This window comes from Natronococcus sp. A-GB7 (assembly GCF_029688865.1).
Classification (GTDB): Archaea; Halobacteriota; Halobacteria; order Halobacteriales; family Natrialbaceae; genus Natronococcus.
Genome location: NZ_JARUKV010000001.1, coordinates 1 through 17114 on the forward strand (window position 1 = coordinate 1; position 17114 = coordinate 17114).

Annotated in this window: 17 protein-coding genes and 1 other RNA gene; 12 read left to right on the top strand and 6 right to left on the bottom strand. The window is 67.6% G+C overall.

The genetic code is table 11. The features are described 5' to 3' along the window. Positions 1-67: 67 nt before the first annotated feature. From QA609_RS00005 to ffs, 6 genes are all read left to right on the top strand, one after another. Positions 68-448, top strand: coding sequence for an Hsp20/alpha crystallin family protein (locus tag QA609_RS00005; protein ID WP_278300530.1), 381 nt, complete (start codon positions 68-70; stop codon positions 446-448). A gap of 119 nt (positions 449-567) precedes the next feature. Next, positions 568-2820: a CDC48 family AAA ATPase gene (locus QA609_RS00010; protein WP_278300531.1), complete on the top strand. Its 2253-nt coding sequence runs from the start codon at positions 568-570 to the stop codon at positions 2818-2820. A 96-nt stretch (positions 2821-2916) separates the two neighbouring features. Then, positions 2917-3429, top strand: coding sequence for a hydrolase (locus QA609_RS00015; RefSeq protein WP_278300532.1), 513 nt, complete (start codon positions 2917-2919; stop codon positions 3427-3429). A 205-nt stretch (positions 3430-3634) separates the two neighbouring features. Next, positions 3635-5272 carry a potassium channel protein gene (locus tag QA609_RS00020; protein WP_278300533.1) on the top strand — a complete coding sequence of 546 codons (1638 nt, stop codon included), beginning with the start codon at positions 3635-3637 and terminating at the stop codon, positions 5270-5272. A gap of 94 nt (positions 5273-5366) precedes the next feature. Beyond that, complete coding sequence (locus tag QA609_RS00025) at positions 5367-6059, top strand: DUF2270 domain-containing protein (protein ID WP_278300534.1); 693 nt, start codon at positions 5367-5369, stop codon at positions 6057-6059. 100 nt (positions 6060-6159) lie between these two features. Beyond that, positions 6160-6472: signal recognition particle sRNA (ffs, locus tag QA609_RS00030), an RNA gene on the top strand. 379 nt (positions 6473-6851) lie between these two features. On the opposite strand, the gene QA609_RS00035 is transcribed toward ffs, so the two are convergent. Genes QA609_RS00035 through QA609_RS00045 form a run of 3 tightly spaced genes read right to left on the bottom strand, consistent with a single transcriptional unit; the run spans position 6852 to position 8323 of the window. Continuing rightward, the gene (locus tag QA609_RS00035) at positions 6852-7745 is read right to left on the bottom strand and encodes a mechanosensitive ion channel family protein (protein ID WP_278300535.1); all 894 of its coding nucleotides are present in this window, start codon (positions 7743-7745) and stop codon (positions 6852-6854) included. Beyond that, a complete protein-coding gene (locus tag QA609_RS00040; RefSeq protein ID WP_278300536.1) occupies positions 7742-7990 on the bottom strand; it encodes a YhbY family RNA-binding protein in 249 nt (82 codons plus the stop codon). The genes QA609_RS00035 and QA609_RS00040 overlap by 4 nt, the downstream gene beginning before the upstream one ends. Before the next feature lie 54 nt (positions 7991-8044). Beyond that, positions 8045-8323: a ribonuclease P protein component 4 gene (locus QA609_RS00045; RefSeq protein WP_278300537.1), complete on the bottom strand. Its 279-nt coding sequence runs from the start codon at positions 8321-8323 to the stop codon at positions 8045-8047. Positions 8324-8482: 159 nt separating this feature from the next. Here QA609_RS00045 and QA609_RS00050 point away from each other — a divergent pair, with 159 nt between their 5' ends. The 4 genes from QA609_RS00050 to QA609_RS00065 are packed head-to-tail and all read left to right on the top strand — an operon-like array spanning position 8483 to position 13762. Next, complete coding sequence (locus QA609_RS00050; protein WP_278300538.1) at positions 8483-10255, top strand: ABC transporter substrate-binding protein; 1773 nt, start codon at positions 8483-8485, stop codon at positions 10253-10255. A 4-nt stretch (positions 10256-10259) separates the two neighbouring features. Next, entirely contained in the window at positions 10260-11123 is an 864-nt protein-coding gene (locus QA609_RS00055) for a phosphatase PAP2 family protein (RefSeq protein WP_278300539.1), read from the top strand. Between the two features lie 54 nt (positions 11124-11177). After that, the gene (locus QA609_RS00060; protein ID WP_278300540.1) at positions 11178-12926 is read left to right on the top strand and encodes an ABC transporter substrate-binding protein; all 1749 of its coding nucleotides are present in this window, start codon (positions 11178-11180) and stop codon (positions 12924-12926) included. Continuing rightward, entirely contained in the window at positions 12926-13762 is an 837-nt protein-coding gene (locus QA609_RS00065) for a phosphatase PAP2 family protein (protein WP_278300541.1), read from the top strand. The genes QA609_RS00060 and QA609_RS00065 overlap by 1 nt, the downstream gene beginning before the upstream one ends. An 84-nt stretch (positions 13763-13846) precedes the next feature. Here the strand turns inward: QA609_RS00065 and QA609_RS00070 are convergent, their stop codons facing one another. Beyond that, a complete protein-coding gene (locus QA609_RS00070) occupies positions 13847-14206 on the bottom strand; it encodes a hypothetical protein (protein WP_278300543.1) in 360 nt (119 codons plus the stop codon). Positions 14207-14440: 234 nt separating this feature from the next. On the opposite strand from QA609_RS00070, the gene QA609_RS00075 reads away from it, so the two are divergent. Then, the gene (locus QA609_RS00075) at positions 14441-15073 is read left to right on the top strand and encodes a hypothetical protein (RefSeq protein ID WP_278300544.1); all 633 of its coding nucleotides are present in this window, start codon (positions 14441-14443) and stop codon (positions 15071-15073) included. Between the two features lie 82 nt (positions 15074-15155). Here the strand turns inward: QA609_RS00075 and QA609_RS00080 are convergent, their stop codons facing one another. Together QA609_RS00080 and QA609_RS00085 are read right to left on the bottom strand one after the other, a co-directional pair. Further along, positions 15156-15908: a DUF2797 domain-containing protein gene (locus QA609_RS00080; protein ID WP_278300545.1), complete on the bottom strand. Its 753-nt coding sequence runs from the start codon at positions 15906-15908 to the stop codon at positions 15156-15158. 48 nt (positions 15909-15956) lie between these two features. Further along, positions 15957-16553, bottom strand: coding sequence for a class I SAM-dependent methyltransferase (locus QA609_RS00085; protein WP_278300546.1), 597 nt, complete (start codon positions 16551-16553; stop codon positions 15957-15959). Between the two features lie 107 nt (positions 16554-16660). On the opposite strand from QA609_RS00085, the gene QA609_RS00090 reads away from it, so the two are divergent. After that, on the top strand, positions 16661-17008 hold the full coding sequence (locus tag QA609_RS00090) for a BsuPI-related putative proteinase inhibitor (RefSeq protein ID WP_278300547.1): 348 nt from the start codon (positions 16661-16663) through the stop codon (positions 17006-17008). Positions 17009-17114: the final 106 nt, after the last annotated feature.

The window sequence follows — 17114 nt, forward strand, 5'->3', positions numbered from 1 at the left end:
GATGTTTGGGGGGAAAGATTTATATAGAACCGCGAACAATCAACTAATGCACACGAGGTGACCAACCATGGTGCTCCCACCGACGACGAGCACCTGGACGCAGAACCTCGAGATGCCGTCTCGGCTGTTCGGACAGCAGGGAGGCAGCGACTACGAACTGTGCGAGGAAAAGGGCGAGTTCGTCCTCACGATCGACCTACCGGGGTTCGAAACCGAGGAGATCGATCTATCGTGGGACGACGGCGTCCTGAACGTCGCCGCCGAACACGTCGACGACGATCGCGGACGGAAGAAGACGCACCACCGTCGATTCCGTTTCCCCGGGATCGTCGACGATGAGGAGATCGCGGCCACGTACACGAACGGCGTCCTCGAGGTGACGCCTCCGACCGCGGGTCCCGAGACCTGCGGCAGGGAGATCGCCCTCGAGGATGAAACCGCCGAGTAACCCCTGACCGAATCGGCATCCCGAACGACGTCGTACCGATACCCGGCTCCGCCGGCGAACCGACCACTCCGGCCGGACGCGTTCGCGTCGGCCGACAGCGACAGCTATCACTGATACGTATGCAACTTCGAGTAAAACCACTCAAACGGAAGGACGCGGGCAGCGGTCTGGCATCGATCGACAGAGAAGCGATGGACGAACTCGGCGTCTCGAGCGGCGAGTTCGTCGCCATCGAGGGCGGCGAGAGTCGAGTCATCGCGCGGGTCTGGCCCGGCCGCTCCCAGGACACCGGGAGAGGCATCGTCCGCATCGACGGCCAGCTTCGACAGGCAGCGGGCGCGCGGATCGACGACGCCGTCTCCGTCGAGGCGGCCAACGTCGAACCCGCCGAGCGGGTTCGAGTCGCCCTCCCAGAGAACGTTCGCATTCAGGGAGATATCGGCTCGTACCTGCGGGGCAAGCTCGCAGACCGGGCCGTCAGCCCCGGCGACACCCTCACGGTGTCGCTCGGCTTCGGCCTGTTGACGAGCCGTTCGGGGCGCCAGCTCCCGATCACCGTCGTCGACACCGAGCCCGCCGGCACCGTCGTCGTCGGCAACCGAACCGACGTCGAACTCGTCGACCGCACGCCCGACCAGCTCGAGATCGAGGCCCAGGGCCCGATCGACGGCGGCGACGGCGAGGACGGCGAGACGCCGACGGTAACCTACGAGGACGTCGGCGGGTTAGACGACGAGCTCGAGCAGGTTCGGGAGATGATCGAGCTGCCGATGCGCCACCCGGAGCTGTTCCGGACGCTCGGCATCGACCCCCCGAAGGGCGTTCTGCTACACGGTCCGCCGGGCACCGGGAAAACCCTCATCGCGCGGGCGGTCGCCAACGAGGTCGACGCCCACTTCCACTCGATCTCCGGCCCGGAGATCATGTCGAAGTACTACGGCGAGAGCGAGGAGCAGCTCCGGGAGGTGTTCGAGGAGGCCGCCGAGAACGAGCCGGCGATCGTCTTCATCGACGAACTGGACTCGATCGCGCCCAAGCGCGAGGACGTCCAGGGCGACGTCGAACGACGCGTCGTCGCCCAGCTCCTCAGCCTGATGGACGGCCTCGAGGACCGCGGCGAGATCACCGTCATCGGGACCACCAACCGCGTGGACGCGATCGACCCCGCGCTTCGCCGGGGCGGCCGATTCGACCGCGAGATCGAAATCGGTGCCCCCGACACGGGCGGGCGCGAGGAGATCCTCCAGATTCACACCCGCGGCATGCCCCTGGCCGAGGACGTCGACGTAGCGCGCTTCGCCGAGAACACCCACGGCTTCGTCGGCGCCGACCTCGAGAACTTGGCGAAGGAGGCGGCGATGACCGCCATGCGGCGACTCCGCCCGGAACTCGACCTCGAGGCCGACGAGATCGACGCCGAGGTCCTCGAGAAGATCGAGGTCACCGGAGGGGACTTCCGGAGCGCGCTCCGGGGCGTCGAGCCCTCGGCGATGCGGGAAGTGTTCGTCGAAATCCCGGACGTTACCTGGGAGGACGTCGGCGGGCTCGAGGAGGCGAAGGGCCGGCTCCGCGAGGCGATCCAGTGGCCGATGGAACACGCCGACGCCTACGCGCAGGTCGATCTCAGCCCCGCAAAGGGCGTGTTGCTCCACGGCCCGCCGGGGACCGGGAAGACGCTGCTCTCGAAGGCCGTCGCCAACGAATCGCAGTCGAACTTCATCTCGGTCAAGGGGCCGGAGCTGTTCGACAAGTACGTCGGCGAGTCGGAGAAGGGGGTCCGCGAGGTCTTCGAGAAGGCCCGCGCGAACGCCCCGACGATCATCTTCTTCGACGAGATCGACGCCATCGCCTCCAAACGTGGCAGCGGGGGCGGCGACTCGAACGTCGGCGAACGGGTGGTCTCCCAGCTGCTGACCGAACTCGACGGGCTTGAGGAGCTCGAGGACGTCGTCGTCGTCGCGGCCTCGAACCGACCGGAGCTGATCGACGACGCCCTGTTGCGACCCGGTCGACTGGATCGCCACGTCGAGGTCGCCGAACCCGACAGGGACGCCCGCCGCGAGATCTTCCGGATCCACACCCAGAACCGGCCGCTGGCTGCGGACGTCGACCTCGACACGCTGGCCGAGGAGACCGAGGGCTACACCGGTGCCGACGTCGAGGCCGTCTGCCGCGAGGCCGCGACGATCGCCGTCCGGGAACACGTCGAACGCGAGGCCGCCGGCGAGGACGCCGACGTCGAGGCGATCGAACTCACCGCCGACCACTTCGAGCGCGCGCTCGAGGAGATCTCGCCCGACGCGGTCGCCAACCTCGAGTCCGGTCTCGAGACGGGCGGGTTCGACGAGTTCGAGCCGAGCGACGCGGCCTGATCGACGCGACCTGAATCGGTTCGGTTTTTCGTGCTTCGTTCGCGTACCGACGGTTGAAGTCCCGCGAGCCCCTGCTATCTCGTAGCCGTCCCTGCGATGCTCCACCTTACCTTTCCGACACACCTGGCGATGGGGTATCTGCTCGGCGTCTACACGCGATTTCCGATCGCGTACCTCGTCGTCGGCTCGGTGCTGCCCGACCTCGTGGATCGACCGCTGTACTGGCTCGGCCTGACGCCGTTTACCCACACCGTCGCGCACTCGGTCGCGGTCGCCGTTCCCGCCAGTCTCCTCCTCACGTCCCTGTTCGGCCGTCGGGGTGCAGCGCTGTCGCTGGGTTGGCTGGTTCACATCGGGACCGACTTCCTGAACGTGGCGACGACCCAGGGGCTCTCCGCGACGCCGTACTACGTGTTCTTCCTCGGGCCACCCCCGGACGAGCAGGCGGCGTTCGAGACGGTGACGATCGTCCTTCCCGTAACCGACATCACGCACACGCTCCACCCGGTCGTGCTGGCCCTCGAGGTCGTGGTCCTCGGCTGGGCAGTCGTCGCGATTCTCCGGGAGCGAAGCGTCCTGAGCAGGGTTCGCGGCGCCAGGGCCGACTGATCGACGTCGCCGCGAGTTCGTCCTCGAGAGCGAACCCCGAATCGCGCTTCGGGAGTCCTCGCCGAGCCCGCGGCTCGACCGGTCCGTTTCGGCGGACAAGAACGATATCCCCTGGGGTGATCGATCTCGTTATGCTTCGCGCGTGGCGCTCGGATCGCGCCCCCTCGAGACGAGCCGCGGGTGACCGACCCACGGATGAGCGGCCGTGGTGAAACTGACCCGTCGACTAGCGGTGTACGTCGGCTCCCTCATCGCCCTGATCGCGCTGTACACGCTCGCCTACCGGTGGGGGATGGCCGTCTACGAGGGTGAGACCCGGACTTGGTACCAGTCCCTCGAGATCGTCGTCCAGTCGATGACCACGACGGGGTACGGCCAGGACGCCCCCTGGGAGACGCTCGAGATGACCGCGCTCGTCCTGCTGGTGCAGGTCACCGGGATCGCCTACATCGCGGTCGCGATCCCGCAGTTCGTCGTCCCCTGGCTCGAGACGCTCGTCCAGCCGTCTCCGCCCGGGGAGATCGATCGGATCGAGGACCACGTCGTCGTCGTCGGCTACACCGCCCTCTGCGACACGCTGGTCGACGAACTCGAGGCCGACGGCACGCCGTACGTGATCCTCGAGGACGACAAAGACCGCGCCCAGCGACTCCACGAGGACGGGCTCGTCGTCCTCCACGGCGAGCCGGCGACCGACGAGGTCCTCGACGCCGCCCAGCTCGAGGACGCGACCGCCGTCGTCGTCGACGCGACCGAACGCGAGTTCGTCGACACGGTGCTCGCGATCGAGGACCGGGGTCCAGCCGCCGACCTCTTCGTCCTCGTCACCGACCCTTCGCGAGCACGGTACTTCCGGTACGCCGGCGTCGACGAGGTACTCTCGCCGAAACACCGCCTCGGGAAGGCCCTGGGTGACCGGGTCAGGACGATCATCGCGCCGGCGCCCGAGGGGGAGTTCACCCTCGGCGACGACATCGACCTCACCGAGTTCTACGTCGACTCCGAAAGCGAACTCTTCGGCGAGACGATGGCCTCGACGCGGGAACTCGAGGACACCGGCGCGACCGTCGTCGGCGCGTGGGTCCGCGGCGACTTCGTGACCGAACTCTCCGAGCAAGTCCACGTCGACGAGAACACGTCGCTGCTCGTCGCCGGCACCGAGTCGACGCTCGAGGCGGTCGCCGACCGGACCGGATCGACCGGGAGCCCGTACCGAACGGCCGAGGAACCGGTTGTCGTGGTCGGCGCTGGACTCGTCGGGCGGACCGCCGCCGGCACCCTCGAGCGAGCCGGCCTCGAGACGACCGTCGTCGACCGCGAGGACGGCGAAATCGTCGACGTCGTCGGCGACGCGACCGAGGAGGAGACGCTGCTGGCAGCCGGGATCGAGGACGCGGGAACGGTCGTCATCGCGCTCGAACGCGACGAGGACGCGGTGCTGGTAACGCTGACCGCGAACGCCCTCAACGCGGCCGTCGAGATCGTTGTCGGCGCCGACACCGCGGACAGCCTGCGGGCGTTGCGGACCGCGGGCGCCGATCACGTGCTCGCCCTGCCGAACGTCGCGGGCCGGATGATCGCGCTGCGGGCGTTCGAACGCGAGGTGATGCCGCTGAGCGAGCAGCTCCAGTTGCGACAGCTCGTCGCCCCGGCGCTCGTCGGCACGGAACTCGAGCCGGCGACGATCCGCGAGAACACCGACTGTATCGTCATCGGGATCGAGCGGGACGAGGAGTACCGCTCCAACGTCGCGGGGACCCGCCTCGAGCGCGACGACTCGCTCGTGATCGCCGGCACCGACGGGCAGATCGACCGGTTCCAGGAAACGTACATCGACGGGTGACCGGAGAACGGTGGGTCGGTGCTGGCAGTCGCGCGGACACGTCCGCTCCGAGGACGGTACAAACAGCGATTCGGTTCGGAGTCGTACGGACGGTATGGGAGACTCAGAGTTCGATCCCGAGGATCCGGAGCAGGCGGAGATCGGCCGGGAGATGGTCGACGAGAGCACCGGTCTCGGCTCCGTCGCGGCCCACCTCTACCGGGGAGAGATGGAGCGGATGGTCGAGTGGCGTGACCGACTCGACACGACCACTAACTGGGCCGTGACGGTGATGTCGGCAATCGTCGCGTACGCCTTCTCCGGCGAGGTCTCCCACGCGGTGATCCTCGCCGGGCTCATCATGGGGACGGTGTTCCTATTCATCGAGGCCAGACGGTTTCGCGACTACGACATCTGGCGCTCGCGCGTCCGGGTGCTCCAGGAGAACCTCTTCGCGAACGCGCTCGACCCCTCCCAGGGCATCGAACACGACGCCTGGCGGGAAGAGCTGAGCCGAGACTACCGCGATCCGGAGCGAAAGATCAGCTACCGCGGCGCGTTCAGCCACCGATTGCGGCGGGTGTACCTTCCGTTGATAACCGCGATGCTCGTCGGCTGGGTGTTTCACGTCTGGGCGTTCAATCCCGACGAGACGTTCCTCGAGGGCGCCAGCCTGCCGGGTGTCAGCGGCGTCGTCGTCACCGCCGCCGTCGGGATCTACTACGCGATCCTGCTCGTCCTCGCGGTCCCGCTCTCTTCGAAGGAGCGCGGCGAGTCCGGCGAGGCAGACCACGGCGACATCGACTGAGCCCTCGTGATCCGCGAGGTCGTCCGCCGTCGTTGTGCCCTCGAGCGGTTCTCGGGCAGTGCTCGAGACGAAAGGCCCTTAAGTTCCAGCCTCCTACGTAAAGATGGATAGGTCGGGCAGTTTGGCCCTGCTCGTCACCCGCGCTATGGTCATTAGCGGGGACCGAACGCCGCGGGCGTCCGGTCAGACCGGCCGGGGCCCCGGGAGCCAACAGAGAAGCCTCGTCCGTCGGGGACAGCGGTCTACGGTGGCCGTCCGCAGGGACGCCCCATCGTGGTTAGTCGGCGACAGCCCATCAGGCGCGGAAGCGAGCAGTGGACCGCCGGACACCTGTCGCTCGACGGGTCGCGGGGTGGAGAAGGCAACCGGGATTCCCCCGGCCGGAACGCCGGGCAACCGCGACCCTCCACATTCATAACCACCGAACTTTTCCACGATACTCATATCTCGCCAGCGACAGCGTCGTTGCCGCATGGCGTGTCGACGTTCGATAAAGGGTTGAGCAAAACCGTTCTCTTTCCCCGACAGCCGCGTACAACGCGGCTTCCGGGTCGGTCGTCTGCTCGCTTGTCGCTTCACTCGCTCGTGGCGAGTTCGGCGGGACGCCTGCCTTTCGCCGGATTCTCGCGGTGAAGCTGCGAAGTACGGGAGACCGAAGGTCTCCCGGCACGCGCGGCTCTCGGCCAGTAAATCTGATCTTGGCTTCGATGAGAGTCGGCCTTGGTTCGTGAACCGGTCCGTATCGAAGGCGAGTCGGCTCGCAGAGTCGACGAAACCGCGGTCAGTACTGCGCTACTCGGCGGCCTCGGCGACCTGCTGTCGGTCCTCGAGTTCGAGCCCGCCCTCGAGCGTCCGAACCGGGTAGGGGATGTCGATCCCCTCCTCGTCGAAGCGCTGCTTGACGGCGGTGATGAACTCGCCTTTGGTGCGGACGAAGTCGGCTCTCGAGGGATTGGAGATCCAGATCCGCGACTGGAGGCCGACGTCGGAGTCGTTGAGTTCGGTCAGTCGGACGGCCGGCTCGGGGTCGTCCATGATCCCGGGGTGGCGTTTCGCCTCCTCGACGATGATGTCGGTCGCCTGCTGGATGTCGTCGCCGTAGCCGATGCCGAAGACGAACTTCAGCCGGAGCTTGTCGCCGTCGACGGGGTTCTTGACGACCCCGCCGGTGAGCGCGGAGTTGGGAACGGTCAGCAACTCGTTGTCGAACGTTCGGACCCGCGTCACGCGGAAGCTGATGTCCTCGACGACCCCAGAATAGTCGCCGCCGTCCCACTCGATCCAGTCGCCGATCCGGAACGGCTTGTCAGCATAAATGAAGATTCCCGCGACGAAGTTCGAGATGACGTTCTGCATCGCCAGCCCGACCGCGAGCGCCCCGGCCGCGGCGATCCCGGCCAGCGACACGAGGAAGTTCTCGAAGCCGGCGAAGCCGAACGCAGCTGCGACGGCGACGAAGAGAATGCCGAACCGCGTCAGCATCAACAGCGGGTTCCGGACGTGTTCGTCCAGTTCGCGCCGATCGAACGCGCGGTTGACCAGCGGCACGAGGACGAGTCGTCCGATCATCACCACGACGGCGAACGCGACGAGGAATCGGAGCCCCGTGATCGCGAGATCCACGAGCGTCGCCGTCTCGAGCGCGTCGATACCCTCGACCTGGGCGAGCGTTCCTGCGGCGCTCATCGGTACAGAACCGCCGTGTGGCCGCGGACGTCGACGAGTTCGGCGTTAACTCGTTCGGCGAGGTCGGCTGCCTTGTCGTCAGTGGAGTCTCCGGCTCGAGCGGCTCGCAGGAACTTTACCTTCACGAGGTCCTCGTTCGAGAGCTGATCGTCGAGTTCGTCGACGACCGCCTCGAGGCCGCTCTTGCCGACCCAGACGGTGACGTCGAGGTCGTGGGCCTTTCGCTTTCGCTCTTCGGTATCCATACCCCCGCATAGCAACGCAAACCGTTTGAATCTTAGCAATATCGGACGGGCGTCCTACTCCCCGTAGGGGTATCTCGCCTGGGCGCCACAGTCACACGTGATGACTACGTGGCCGTCTCGAGTTCTGACGCGGGCGTTTTTCCCCGGTCTGAGGTACGCATCGCAGGCGTCGCAGGTGAACCGGCGAAACTCGCGGGGGAGCGTGAGCCGGTTTCGCTCCGCGATCCGGCGCGCGAGCGCTACGTAGTATCGGGCCCGCTCCCGGTCGCCGTCGGCGGCCGCCGCTCGAGCCAGTTCGTGAAGGCGATCGATCCGCTCGGCGGCGACGCTCATGGCTGCGTGTTTCGCGCATCTTTATATTGATGTTACGGAACGGGTTGGACTGATGAAACGGAGATTATTGGCCGTATATGTCCTCAGGCATCCCGTTTAGGACGCACATAGAGCACAAAGTTGTTATGTAGCTACACCAAACCGAAGTAGCGAAGCAGAATGAATCGTCAGTCAACTACTCGACCGAACGGCGTCGATCGGCGCTCGGTGCTGGCCGCGGGTGCCACCGGACTCGCCCTCGCGACCAGCGGCTGTATCGATCGCGTCGAGAGCGCCGTCGGACAGGAGACGGACCGCCTTGCCCTCTCTATCACGACCGTCCCCGCGGACGGCGACAGAGAGGCCGTCCGGATCGCCCGCCAGCTCGAGGCGAACCTCGAGGCGGTCGGAATCGACGCCTCGCTCGACATGCGCTCGCGCTCGGAGTTCCTCGAGGCGGTGTTGATCGACCACGACTTCGACCTCTACGTCGGGCGCCACCCCGCCGACTTTGACCCCGATTTCCTCTACGAGATGCTACACTCGGCGTACGCGAACGAGTCGGGCTGGCAGAACCCGTTCGGGTTCGCCAACATCCCCTTCGACGACCACCTCGAGGCCCAGCGGCGGGTCGACGGGGAGCCACGCCGGGAGCGGGTCGCAACCCTGCTCGAGGCACTGGCCGAGGAGAACCCCTTCGACCCGATCTGTTTCCCCGAAGAACACCGCGTGGCACGAACCGACCGCTTCGAGGGCTGGAGTGCCGACCACCCCGAGAGCCGTCACGGCTACCTCGAACTCGAACCCGACGAGGACGTCGACCGACTGCGCGTGCTGGTCACCGACTCCCGGATCTCGCGGAACCTGAACCCGCTGTCGGCGACGCTTCGCGAGCGCGGCTCGACGATCGACCTCGTCTACGACTCGCTCGCGACCGAACACGACGGCGACCTCGTCCCCTGGCTGGCAGAGGACGTGGAGTTGCGGAGTGCCGACGGGGACGACGACCACGTCGCCGAGGCGACGATAACGCTCCGCGAGGACTGCCGCTTTCACGACGACGAGCCCCTCGACGCCGACGACGTCGCCTTCACCTATCGGTTCCTCGAGGACACCGCACTGGGTCGGTCCGAATTCCCGTCGCCGGCCCCGCGCTACCGAAGTCACGTCTCGACGCTCGAGGGCGTCACCGTCGAGAGCGACCGCGAACTCCGTCTCGAGTTCGCGACAGGTCTCGAGGCCGCGAGACGCGCGCTCACCGTCCCGATCCTCCCCGAACACCGGTGGCGCGAACAGGTCGAGGCTCGCGTCGGGAACGCCGAGGCGTTCACCGCGACCCAGGGCCAGTGGGGGCTCGTGACGATGGACAACGTGCCGGCGATCGGGAGCGGTCCGTTCCGCTTCGAGAGCCGGAGCGAACGTGAACACCTCACTCTCGAGCGCTACGACGACCACTTCACCGGGCGCGAGGACGTGGACCTGCCCGCGGTCGACGTCGAACGGCTGCAGTTCGGTATCGATCCGGGCAGCGCGTCCTCGATCGAGCGCGTCGCGAACGACGGCGCCGACGTGACGGCGTCGATGCTCGAGGCTCACGCGCTCGAGACGATCCCCGACGATCCAGCGGTCGACCACCTCGAGTCGCCGTCACGGTCGTTCTATCACGTCGGGTTCAACGCGCGAATCGAGCCGTTCAGCAACCCCCACGTTCGTCGACTGGTCGCCGGACTGCTCGACAAGTCGTGGATCGTCGACGAGATCTTCGACGGCCACGCGACCCCCACCGCGACGCCGCTGCCCGAGGAGTGGGAGCCCGAGGAGCTGATCTGGGAGGGGACGGATCCGGTGACACCGTTTTTCGGCGCTGACGGCGAGCTCGATGCCGAGGCCGCCAGGGCGGCGCTGGAGGACGCGGGATACCGATACGACGAGCAGGGGCGGCTCCACCAGTAGTCCGATGGACGGCGAGGTCCTCACGCGAGTCCTGACGCAGGTCGCCGTCGTCGTCGGACTCCTACTGGCGGTCTCGATTGCGGCGTTTGTCGGTCGCGACCGCCTCGTCGCGACGGCCCGCGAGTGGCGACCCCGTATCCGGGCGTCGGCGCCCGCGTTCGCGGTGCTCGTCGTCGTGCTGTGGCTCAATCGGGTCATGCGACAGGCCGGACCGGGGATCTCGGAACGCATCGGGCTCCACATGACGGAGACGTTCTACGACCTCGAGGGGGAGTTCGTCCTCGTCTTCCAGTCGATCGCGACCGGAGAGCTGACGGCGTACTTCTCGTTTATCTACGTCTACGGCTATGCCTTCCTGCTGATCTTCCCCGGAGTCGCGTACTTCGCGCTGTCAGAGACCCGGACCTTCCGCCGGCTGCTGACGGCGTACTCGCTGAACTACGTGATCGGGCTGGCGTTTTACCTGCTGATCATCGCCTACGGGCCACGAAACGTGATGCCCGAGGAGCTGACGGTGACGATGCTGTACGACAACAGCCCCGAGTACCAACACCTCACCCGCGAGGTCAACCGCAACACCAACGTCTTCCCCTCGCTGCACACCTCGCTCGCCGCCACCGTCGGCATCTTCGCCTACGAGACGCGCTCGAGCTACCCCTACTGGTTCCCCGTCGCGGCCGTCCTCGCGGCAAGCGTCGCGATCTCGACGATGTATCTGGGGATCCACTGGGCGATCGACGTCGTCGCCGGGCTGGTACTCGCCGGCGTCTGCGTCCGGCTCTCGGGGACCCTCGTCGGCCGACGACCGATCGCCCGACTCCGTCGGTACCTCGATCGACGGCCGGCCTCGCCGGACGACCGCGAGTGAGCCCGAACGCAATACTGTTATACCGACACTGGCTGAACTGAAGGTATCCACCGAATGACCGACGGAACGCCGGCACCGTCCGAACGCCCCCGAAGTCGGCGCGCGGTTCTCGCCGGGACGGCCGGGCTCGCCGTCGCGACCAGCGGCTGCGTTCGCCAGGTTCGGACCGTCGTCAACCGCGAGGCGGTCGACCAGCTCTCCGTGACCATCGTCACCCTGCCGGCCGACGGCGACCGCGAGGGGATCCGCCTCGCGCGTGAGGTCGCCGCCGTCCTCGAGGCCGTCGGGGTCGATGTCTCGATCGACATGCGTTCGAACGAGGAGTTCCTGCGGGCGGTCCTGATCAACCACGAGTTCGACCTCTACGTCGGTCGCCACCCCGGGAGCACCGACCCGGACTTCCTCTACGAGGCGCTGCACTCGGTCTACGCCGAGGAGTCCGGCTGGCAGAACCCCTTCGGTTACGCGAACCTGCAACTGGACGACCTCCTCGAGGCCCAGCGTCGGGCCGACGGCGAGGAGCGCGAGGCGATCCTCGCCGAGCTGCTCGAGGAGCTGGCCCGCGAACAGCCGTTCGCTCCGATCTGCGTGCCCGAAGAGCACCGCTTCGTCAGGACCGACCGCTTCGACGGCTGGGGCGAGGCCCATCCGTCGACCCGACTGGGCTATCTCGACCTCGAGCCCGGCGACGACGTCGATCGGCTGCGGACGGCCCACACCGACGCGCGCATCTCCGAGAACTTGAACCCGCTCACGGCCGAGTACCGCGACTACGAGCCGTTCCTCGAGCTGGTGTACGACTCGCTGGCGACCGAGCGTGACGGCGAGATCGAGCCCTGGCTTGCCGAGGACTGGGCCTACGACGACGGCACCCTTCGAGTCCGGCTCCGCGAGGACTGCCGGTTCCACGACGACGAACCGCTCGACTCCGGCGACGTCGAGTTCACCTACCGGTTGCTGCAGGATAGTGAACTTGGGGGAGGAGAGTCGTCGTCGCCCCCGCCGCGGTACAGGGGGCTGGCGGCGGCCGTCGAGGCGATCGACGTCGACGGCGACCTCGACCTCGAGTTCGAACTCGAGGCGGGCGAGGCCGTCGCCGAGCGCGTCCTCACCGTGCCGATCCTCCCTGAACACGTCTGGAGCGAGCGAGCCGCGCCCGCCACCGTTCGCGGCGTCAGCGTCGCCCAGGGTGCCACCGAGGCGGTGACAACGGACAACGTCCCACCGATCGGCAGCGGTCCGTTCCGCTTCGGAAGCCGGACCGAACGGGAACACGTGACCCTCGAGCGGTTCGACGACCACTTCACCCGTCGCGAGGGCGTCGATCTCCCCGAGGCAAGCGTCGAGGAGCTTCGGGTGGGGATCGATCCGCGGAGCACGTCGGCGATCGAGCTCGTCAACACTGACGGCGCCGATATCACGAGCGCGATCCTCGAGACGTACGTTCTCGACGACCTCGAGCCGGCCCAGGAGACGATGTCCCTCGAGTCGCCGTCGTGGACGTTCTACCACCTCGGGTTCAACACCCGTCGGGCGCCGTTCGCCAACGCCCGATTCCGACGCGCGGTTGCGGGGCTGCTCGACAAGGACTGGCTCGTCGACGACGTCTTCCACGGCTACGCCGAACCGACCGCGACGCCGGTCACCGAGGAGTGGACGCCCGAGGGACTCGCCTGGAACGGCGAGGATCCGGCGACGCCGTTTTTCGGTTCCGACGGCGACCTCGACGTCGAGGCCGCCAGGGAGGCCTTCGAGGACGCCGGCTTCAGCTACGACGACGGCGCACTTCGGGTGAGACGCTAATGTTGGTCCAGGTGTTGCTCCAGCTGGCCGTCGTCGTCTCCCTGTTGACGCTCGCGGGGATCGCCGTCGTCGTCGGTCGCTATCGGCTCCGAGACACGCGCCGCGAGTGGGCGTCCCGACTCCGCGCGGCCACGCCGATCACGGTCGTCCTCGCCGTCGTCCTTCTCGCCAACAGCGTCGCCAGGCAGGTCGTTCCCGACCTCTCGTGGATGATCGGCTGGAACCTCACGTGGGCGATCTACGATCTCGAGGGCCAGTTCATCCTCTGGCTACAGTCCTTCGAGACGCCGGCGCTGACGGCTTTCTTCTCGTTCGTCTACATCTACGGCTACGTCTTCCTGCTCGTCTTCCCCGTGGTCGCGTACTTCGCGCTGTCGAACACGCGACCGCTGCGGGAGCTGCTGACCGCCTACACGCTCAACTACGTGCTGGGGCTGGTGTTGTACACGTTCGTCATCGCCTACGGCCCCCGAAACATGATGCCAGAGCTGGTCGACGCGCTGATGTACGACACTTACCCGCGCTACCAGCACCTCACCCGGCAGGTCAACCGCAACACCAACGTCTTCCCGTCGCTACACACCTCGCTGGCCGCCACCGTCGGCGTCCTCGCCTACCAGACCCGGGAGGTCTACCCGCGGTGGGCGATCGTCGCGGTCCCGCTCGCGATCAGCGTCGCGATCTCGACGATGTACCTGGGGATCCACTGGGCGATCGATGTCGTCGCGGGGATCGTCCTCGCGTACGTCTGCGTCAAGCTCGCGGGCGTCCTCGTCGGTCGGTGGGCGATCAGCGACCGATTCGACGTCGGAAACCCGCTCTCCCGGCTGCGCTGAACGCTCGAGCGATCTGGGGGTCTCGCTCCGGAGAAACCGGCCGCGTCGCTACGGGAACGGAAAGAACGCCGAAAAGACGGGTCGTTACTGGTCCTCGAGCGCGTCGGCGATGCGCTTGAGCGCGCGGGTCTGGTCGCGCATCTCGTCGCGGAGTTGTCGGACCTCACGGACGAGTTCCTCGTTGCCCTCGTCCTGACCGCCGGGGCCGCCCGGGCCGCCGCCGGGGCCGCCGCCCATCATGCCGCCCATCATCTGTGCGAACGGGTTGCCGCCGCCACCGCCCATGCCGCCGGGGCCGCCACCGCCGCCGCCGAACGGGCTCTCGGGCGGCTCGCCCTCGCCTTCGCCCTCCTCGGCGCGCTTCTCGCGGATCTCCTCGACTCGCTCTCGGAACGACTTCTCCTCGCCCTCGTCGCCGGCGTCGGGTTCGTTTTCGTCAGCCATACCTTCGGGTTCCGTAGCACAGCGGAAAAGGATTGCCATGTTACCGATCGCCGACGCGTTTATCGGGCTCCTCGAGCCCGGGTAGCCGGCACGACGGCGCAGACGCCGTCTCACCGAGGCGTCCACGAACACTCAAGCCGAACGCTTCTTTGGAACCTCGCCGAACGGCCGAGAGTGCAACCGAACGTCGATCCCAAGACCGACGCGGTCGACACGGAGCGCCGGTGATCACCCGTGGACCGAAACCCCACCAGACGGCAGACGATCGCGGGGATCGGAAGCGCGGTCGCCGTCGGCACCGCCGCGAGTGCGAGCGCGAGCGCGCAGCCGACCGACGCGGTCGTCGACGCCGACCGCGAGGCTGAGAACGACTACCCGCTGTGTCTGTACAAACCGAACGATAACGGCGAGTGGCACCCCGCGTTGCCGATCAACGTCCACGCCCGCGCCGACGGCTCCGAGTCGGCGCTCGAGGCCGTCGAGGACGGCTTCACCGGACTGGGCAACCTCGAGTGGACGCCCGCCCTCCCCGACGCAACGGCGAAGGCGTGGGATCCCGAAACGGAGGAACTCGTCCCGCCGGAGGCCTCCTACCGGCGGCCGAAGGCGGGCGACGAGTGGGACCACGTCCACGTCTGGCGCGTCGACGACGACCGGGCCGCGATCCACGCCCACCTCGACGTGTTCGATCTGACCTCCTCACACTTCCATCGGGGTGCCCAGTACGGCGAGGCGGCTGCGGACGTCGTGGCCCACCTGACCGGCGAGGGATGGAGCGAGCGAACGCCCTACGACATCGACTACGGCGTCGAGGACGCCCGCCTCGAGCGCTGGGGCGAGACGGGCGACGCGAAACTGAAGTACTGACCGCCCACGGAGACGTTTCGCGGGACGAGGAGTTCTCGACGGAGGAGATGGGTCGTCGGGGAGGTGCGATCGTAGAACTCGATCAGCCGAACGAACCGAGCGACGACTGGAGGTTCCGGCTCGTCTCTCCCTCCGCGATCTCGTAGCCCACGAGGTCGCGCATGTCGACGGCGTAGGTCGTCCCGCCCATCTCGAGGACCAGCAGCCGTCCCTTCACCCCGCGGACCGTCCCTGAAGCGATCGTCTCCCGAACCGGTCGGCTCTCGAGTGCGAGCCCGTACTCGAGGTCGAACCGATCGATAACGTCGAACTCCGCGAGGACGGCCTCCCAGGCCGCCTCGTCGACGGTATCGGCCAGCGAGGCGACCTTCGAACCCGTTCGGACGCGGTCGACCAGCCAGTCGGCGATCTCGGCCTCGAGTTCGCGGGCGATCCGGCCGTTCGAGACCGTGTGGACGTGGGCCGCCCGGTCGGCGCCCTGCTCGCGGAGGCGGGTCTCGAGGCGTCGGGACTTGGTGACGCCGACCTTGAACGTGTCCGGGGCGAACGCGGCGAGGTAGACGGCGTGTTCCTGGTAGCAGTCCATCTCCGGTTTGAGACAGTCCCCGGTACAGCGGGCACAGACCCACGTACTCGTGTGGTACTCGCAGTAGGGCGCCCTCGAGCGGTCGCAGGAGACGTGTTCGCCGTCGGTGATCGTCCCGGCACAGCGCCGCGAGCCGAGGGCGTACGAGAGCTCCGTGCCGGGCTCGAGCGGAACGGGCTCGACGGCGTCGGCGTCGCTAACCAGCAGCGCCGACCCGCGTCCGCTCGGCTCGTAGCCGACGAATTGCACGCGACGGGGTTGGCGCCGGGCGCGGATAGGCGTACCGTTCCCGGGTCCTCACTCGCGTTCGAAGACCAGCCCGTAGTGGTACGGCGGAAGCTCGAGCGCGCGGTCGACGGCGAACGCGCCGTGTTCGAGGACCGTCTCGCGGGTCTCGTCGGGACTCACCCGAAGCTCGGTGGGCGGCCCGCGGGCTTCGCCCGCGACGGTCGTCGCCTCGCGCGGGCGGCCGGCCCAGTTGACGACGACGAACGAGCCGCCGGATCGAAGCGAGTTCGCGACGGCCTCGAGCAGCCGGTCGCGGTCGTCGACGCCGTGGAAGGCGTTCGCGAGCAACACTGTCTCGACCGGTTCGGGGAGGATCCCGTCCAGGTCGCGGGCGTCGCCGCGGACCGTGCGGACGTTCTCGATCCCCTGCGCGGAAGCGACGTCGTCGAGGGCCGCGAGCAGGTCGGGCTCGAGGTCGACGGCGTACACCGGCGCGGGCTCGACGATCCGGGCGGCCGGCAGCGCGAAGTAGCCGTCGCCGGAGCCGACCTCGGCGAGGGTCGTCCCGCGGTCGATCCCGAGTTCGCGAAGCGTCGCCCCCGGCGTCGGCCAGAGTTTCCCCCACCAGTCCCAGTCGGGCTGGCCCGTGTTCCGGAACGGATCCATACGGGAGGTCGCACCCGGCAGTTCGTATGCGTTCCGTTCGCGCGTCGATTACGCGAACGGTCGGTGCTGGCTGAAGAACTATACGGTGAGCCGGCACAGGTCCGAGTATGGCACTCGAGGGACGACTCGAGGCGGACGTATCGTCGAACGGGGGAGCCAATGCGGTTCGGTTCGAGTTCGCCGTGACGAACGCGGGCACCGACCCCGTCGAGCTTCGGTTCTCCAACGCCTGCAAGGCCGAGTTCGTCGTCGAGGACGAGGGTCGGGAGGTGTGGCGGTACACCGACGGTCGGATGTTCGCCCAGATGATCAGCTCCGAGCGGATCGCTCCGGACGAGACCGCGACCTACGAGACCGAGTGGGAGGAGCCCCGCTCCGGCGAGTACACCGCGGTCGCGGAGCTGCGCGCCCAGGAAGGGAGTTGCGAGGCACGCACCGAGTTCTCGGTCCCGTAGCCGACCGCCGACGGCTCGCGGTCGACGGGCCGTCGCTCGCGTCGTCGGGAACGTCAGCGACCCGCGCCCCCAGCGAAGTCCATAAACGGCACCCCTCCTAACGGCC

Bases quoted from the DNA above. Each gene is read 5' to 3' on its own strand.
- QA609_RS00055 (WP_278300539.1), top strand. From the start codon at position 10,260: ATGGACGGCGAGGTCCTCACGCGAGTCCTGACGCAGGTCGCCGTCGTC.
- QA609_RS00015 (WP_278300532.1), top strand. From the start codon at position 2,917: ATGCTCCACCTTACCTTTCCGACACACCTGGCGATGGGGTATCTGCTC.
- QA609_RS00035 (WP_278300535.1), bottom strand. From the start codon at position 7,745: ATGAGCGCCGCAGGAACGCTCGCCCAGGTCGAGGGTATCGACGCGCTC.
- QA609_RS00070 (WP_278300543.1), bottom strand. From the start codon at position 14,206: ATGGCTGACGAAAACGAACCCGACGCCGGCGACGAGGGCGAGGAGAAG.
- QA609_RS00010 (WP_278300531.1), top strand. From the start codon at position 568: ATGCAACTTCGAGTAAAACCACTCAAACGGAAGGACGCGGGCAGCGGT.
- QA609_RS00085 (WP_278300546.1), bottom strand. From the start codon at position 16,553: ATGGATCCGTTCCGGAACACGGGCCAGCCCGACTGGGACTGGTGGGGG.
- QA609_RS00040 (WP_278300536.1), bottom strand. From the start codon at position 7,990: ATGGATACCGAAGAGCGAAAGCGAAAGGCCCACGACCTCGACGTCACC.
- QA609_RS00065 (WP_278300541.1), top strand. From the start codon at position 12,926: ATGTTGGTCCAGGTGTTGCTCCAGCTGGCCGTCGTCGTCTCCCTGTTG.
- QA609_RS00005 (WP_278300530.1), top strand. From the start codon at position 68: ATGGTGCTCCCACCGACGACGAGCACCTGGACGCAGAACCTCGAGATG.
- QA609_RS00045 (WP_278300537.1), bottom strand. From the start codon at position 8,323: ATGAGCGTCGCCGCCGAGCGGATCGATCGCCTTCACGAACTGGCTCGA.
- QA609_RS00050 (WP_278300538.1), top strand. From the start codon at position 8,483: ATGAATCGTCAGTCAACTACTCGACCGAACGGCGTCGATCGGCGCTCG.
- QA609_RS00060 (WP_278300540.1), top strand. From the start codon at position 11,178: ATGACCGACGGAACGCCGGCACCGTCCGAACGCCCCCGAAGTCGGCGC.
- QA609_RS00025 (WP_278300534.1), top strand. From the start codon at position 5,367: ATGGGAGACTCAGAGTTCGATCCCGAGGATCCGGAGCAGGCGGAGATC.
- QA609_RS00090 (WP_278300547.1), top strand. From the start codon at position 16,661: ATGGCACTCGAGGGACGACTCGAGGCGGACGTATCGTCGAACGGGGGA.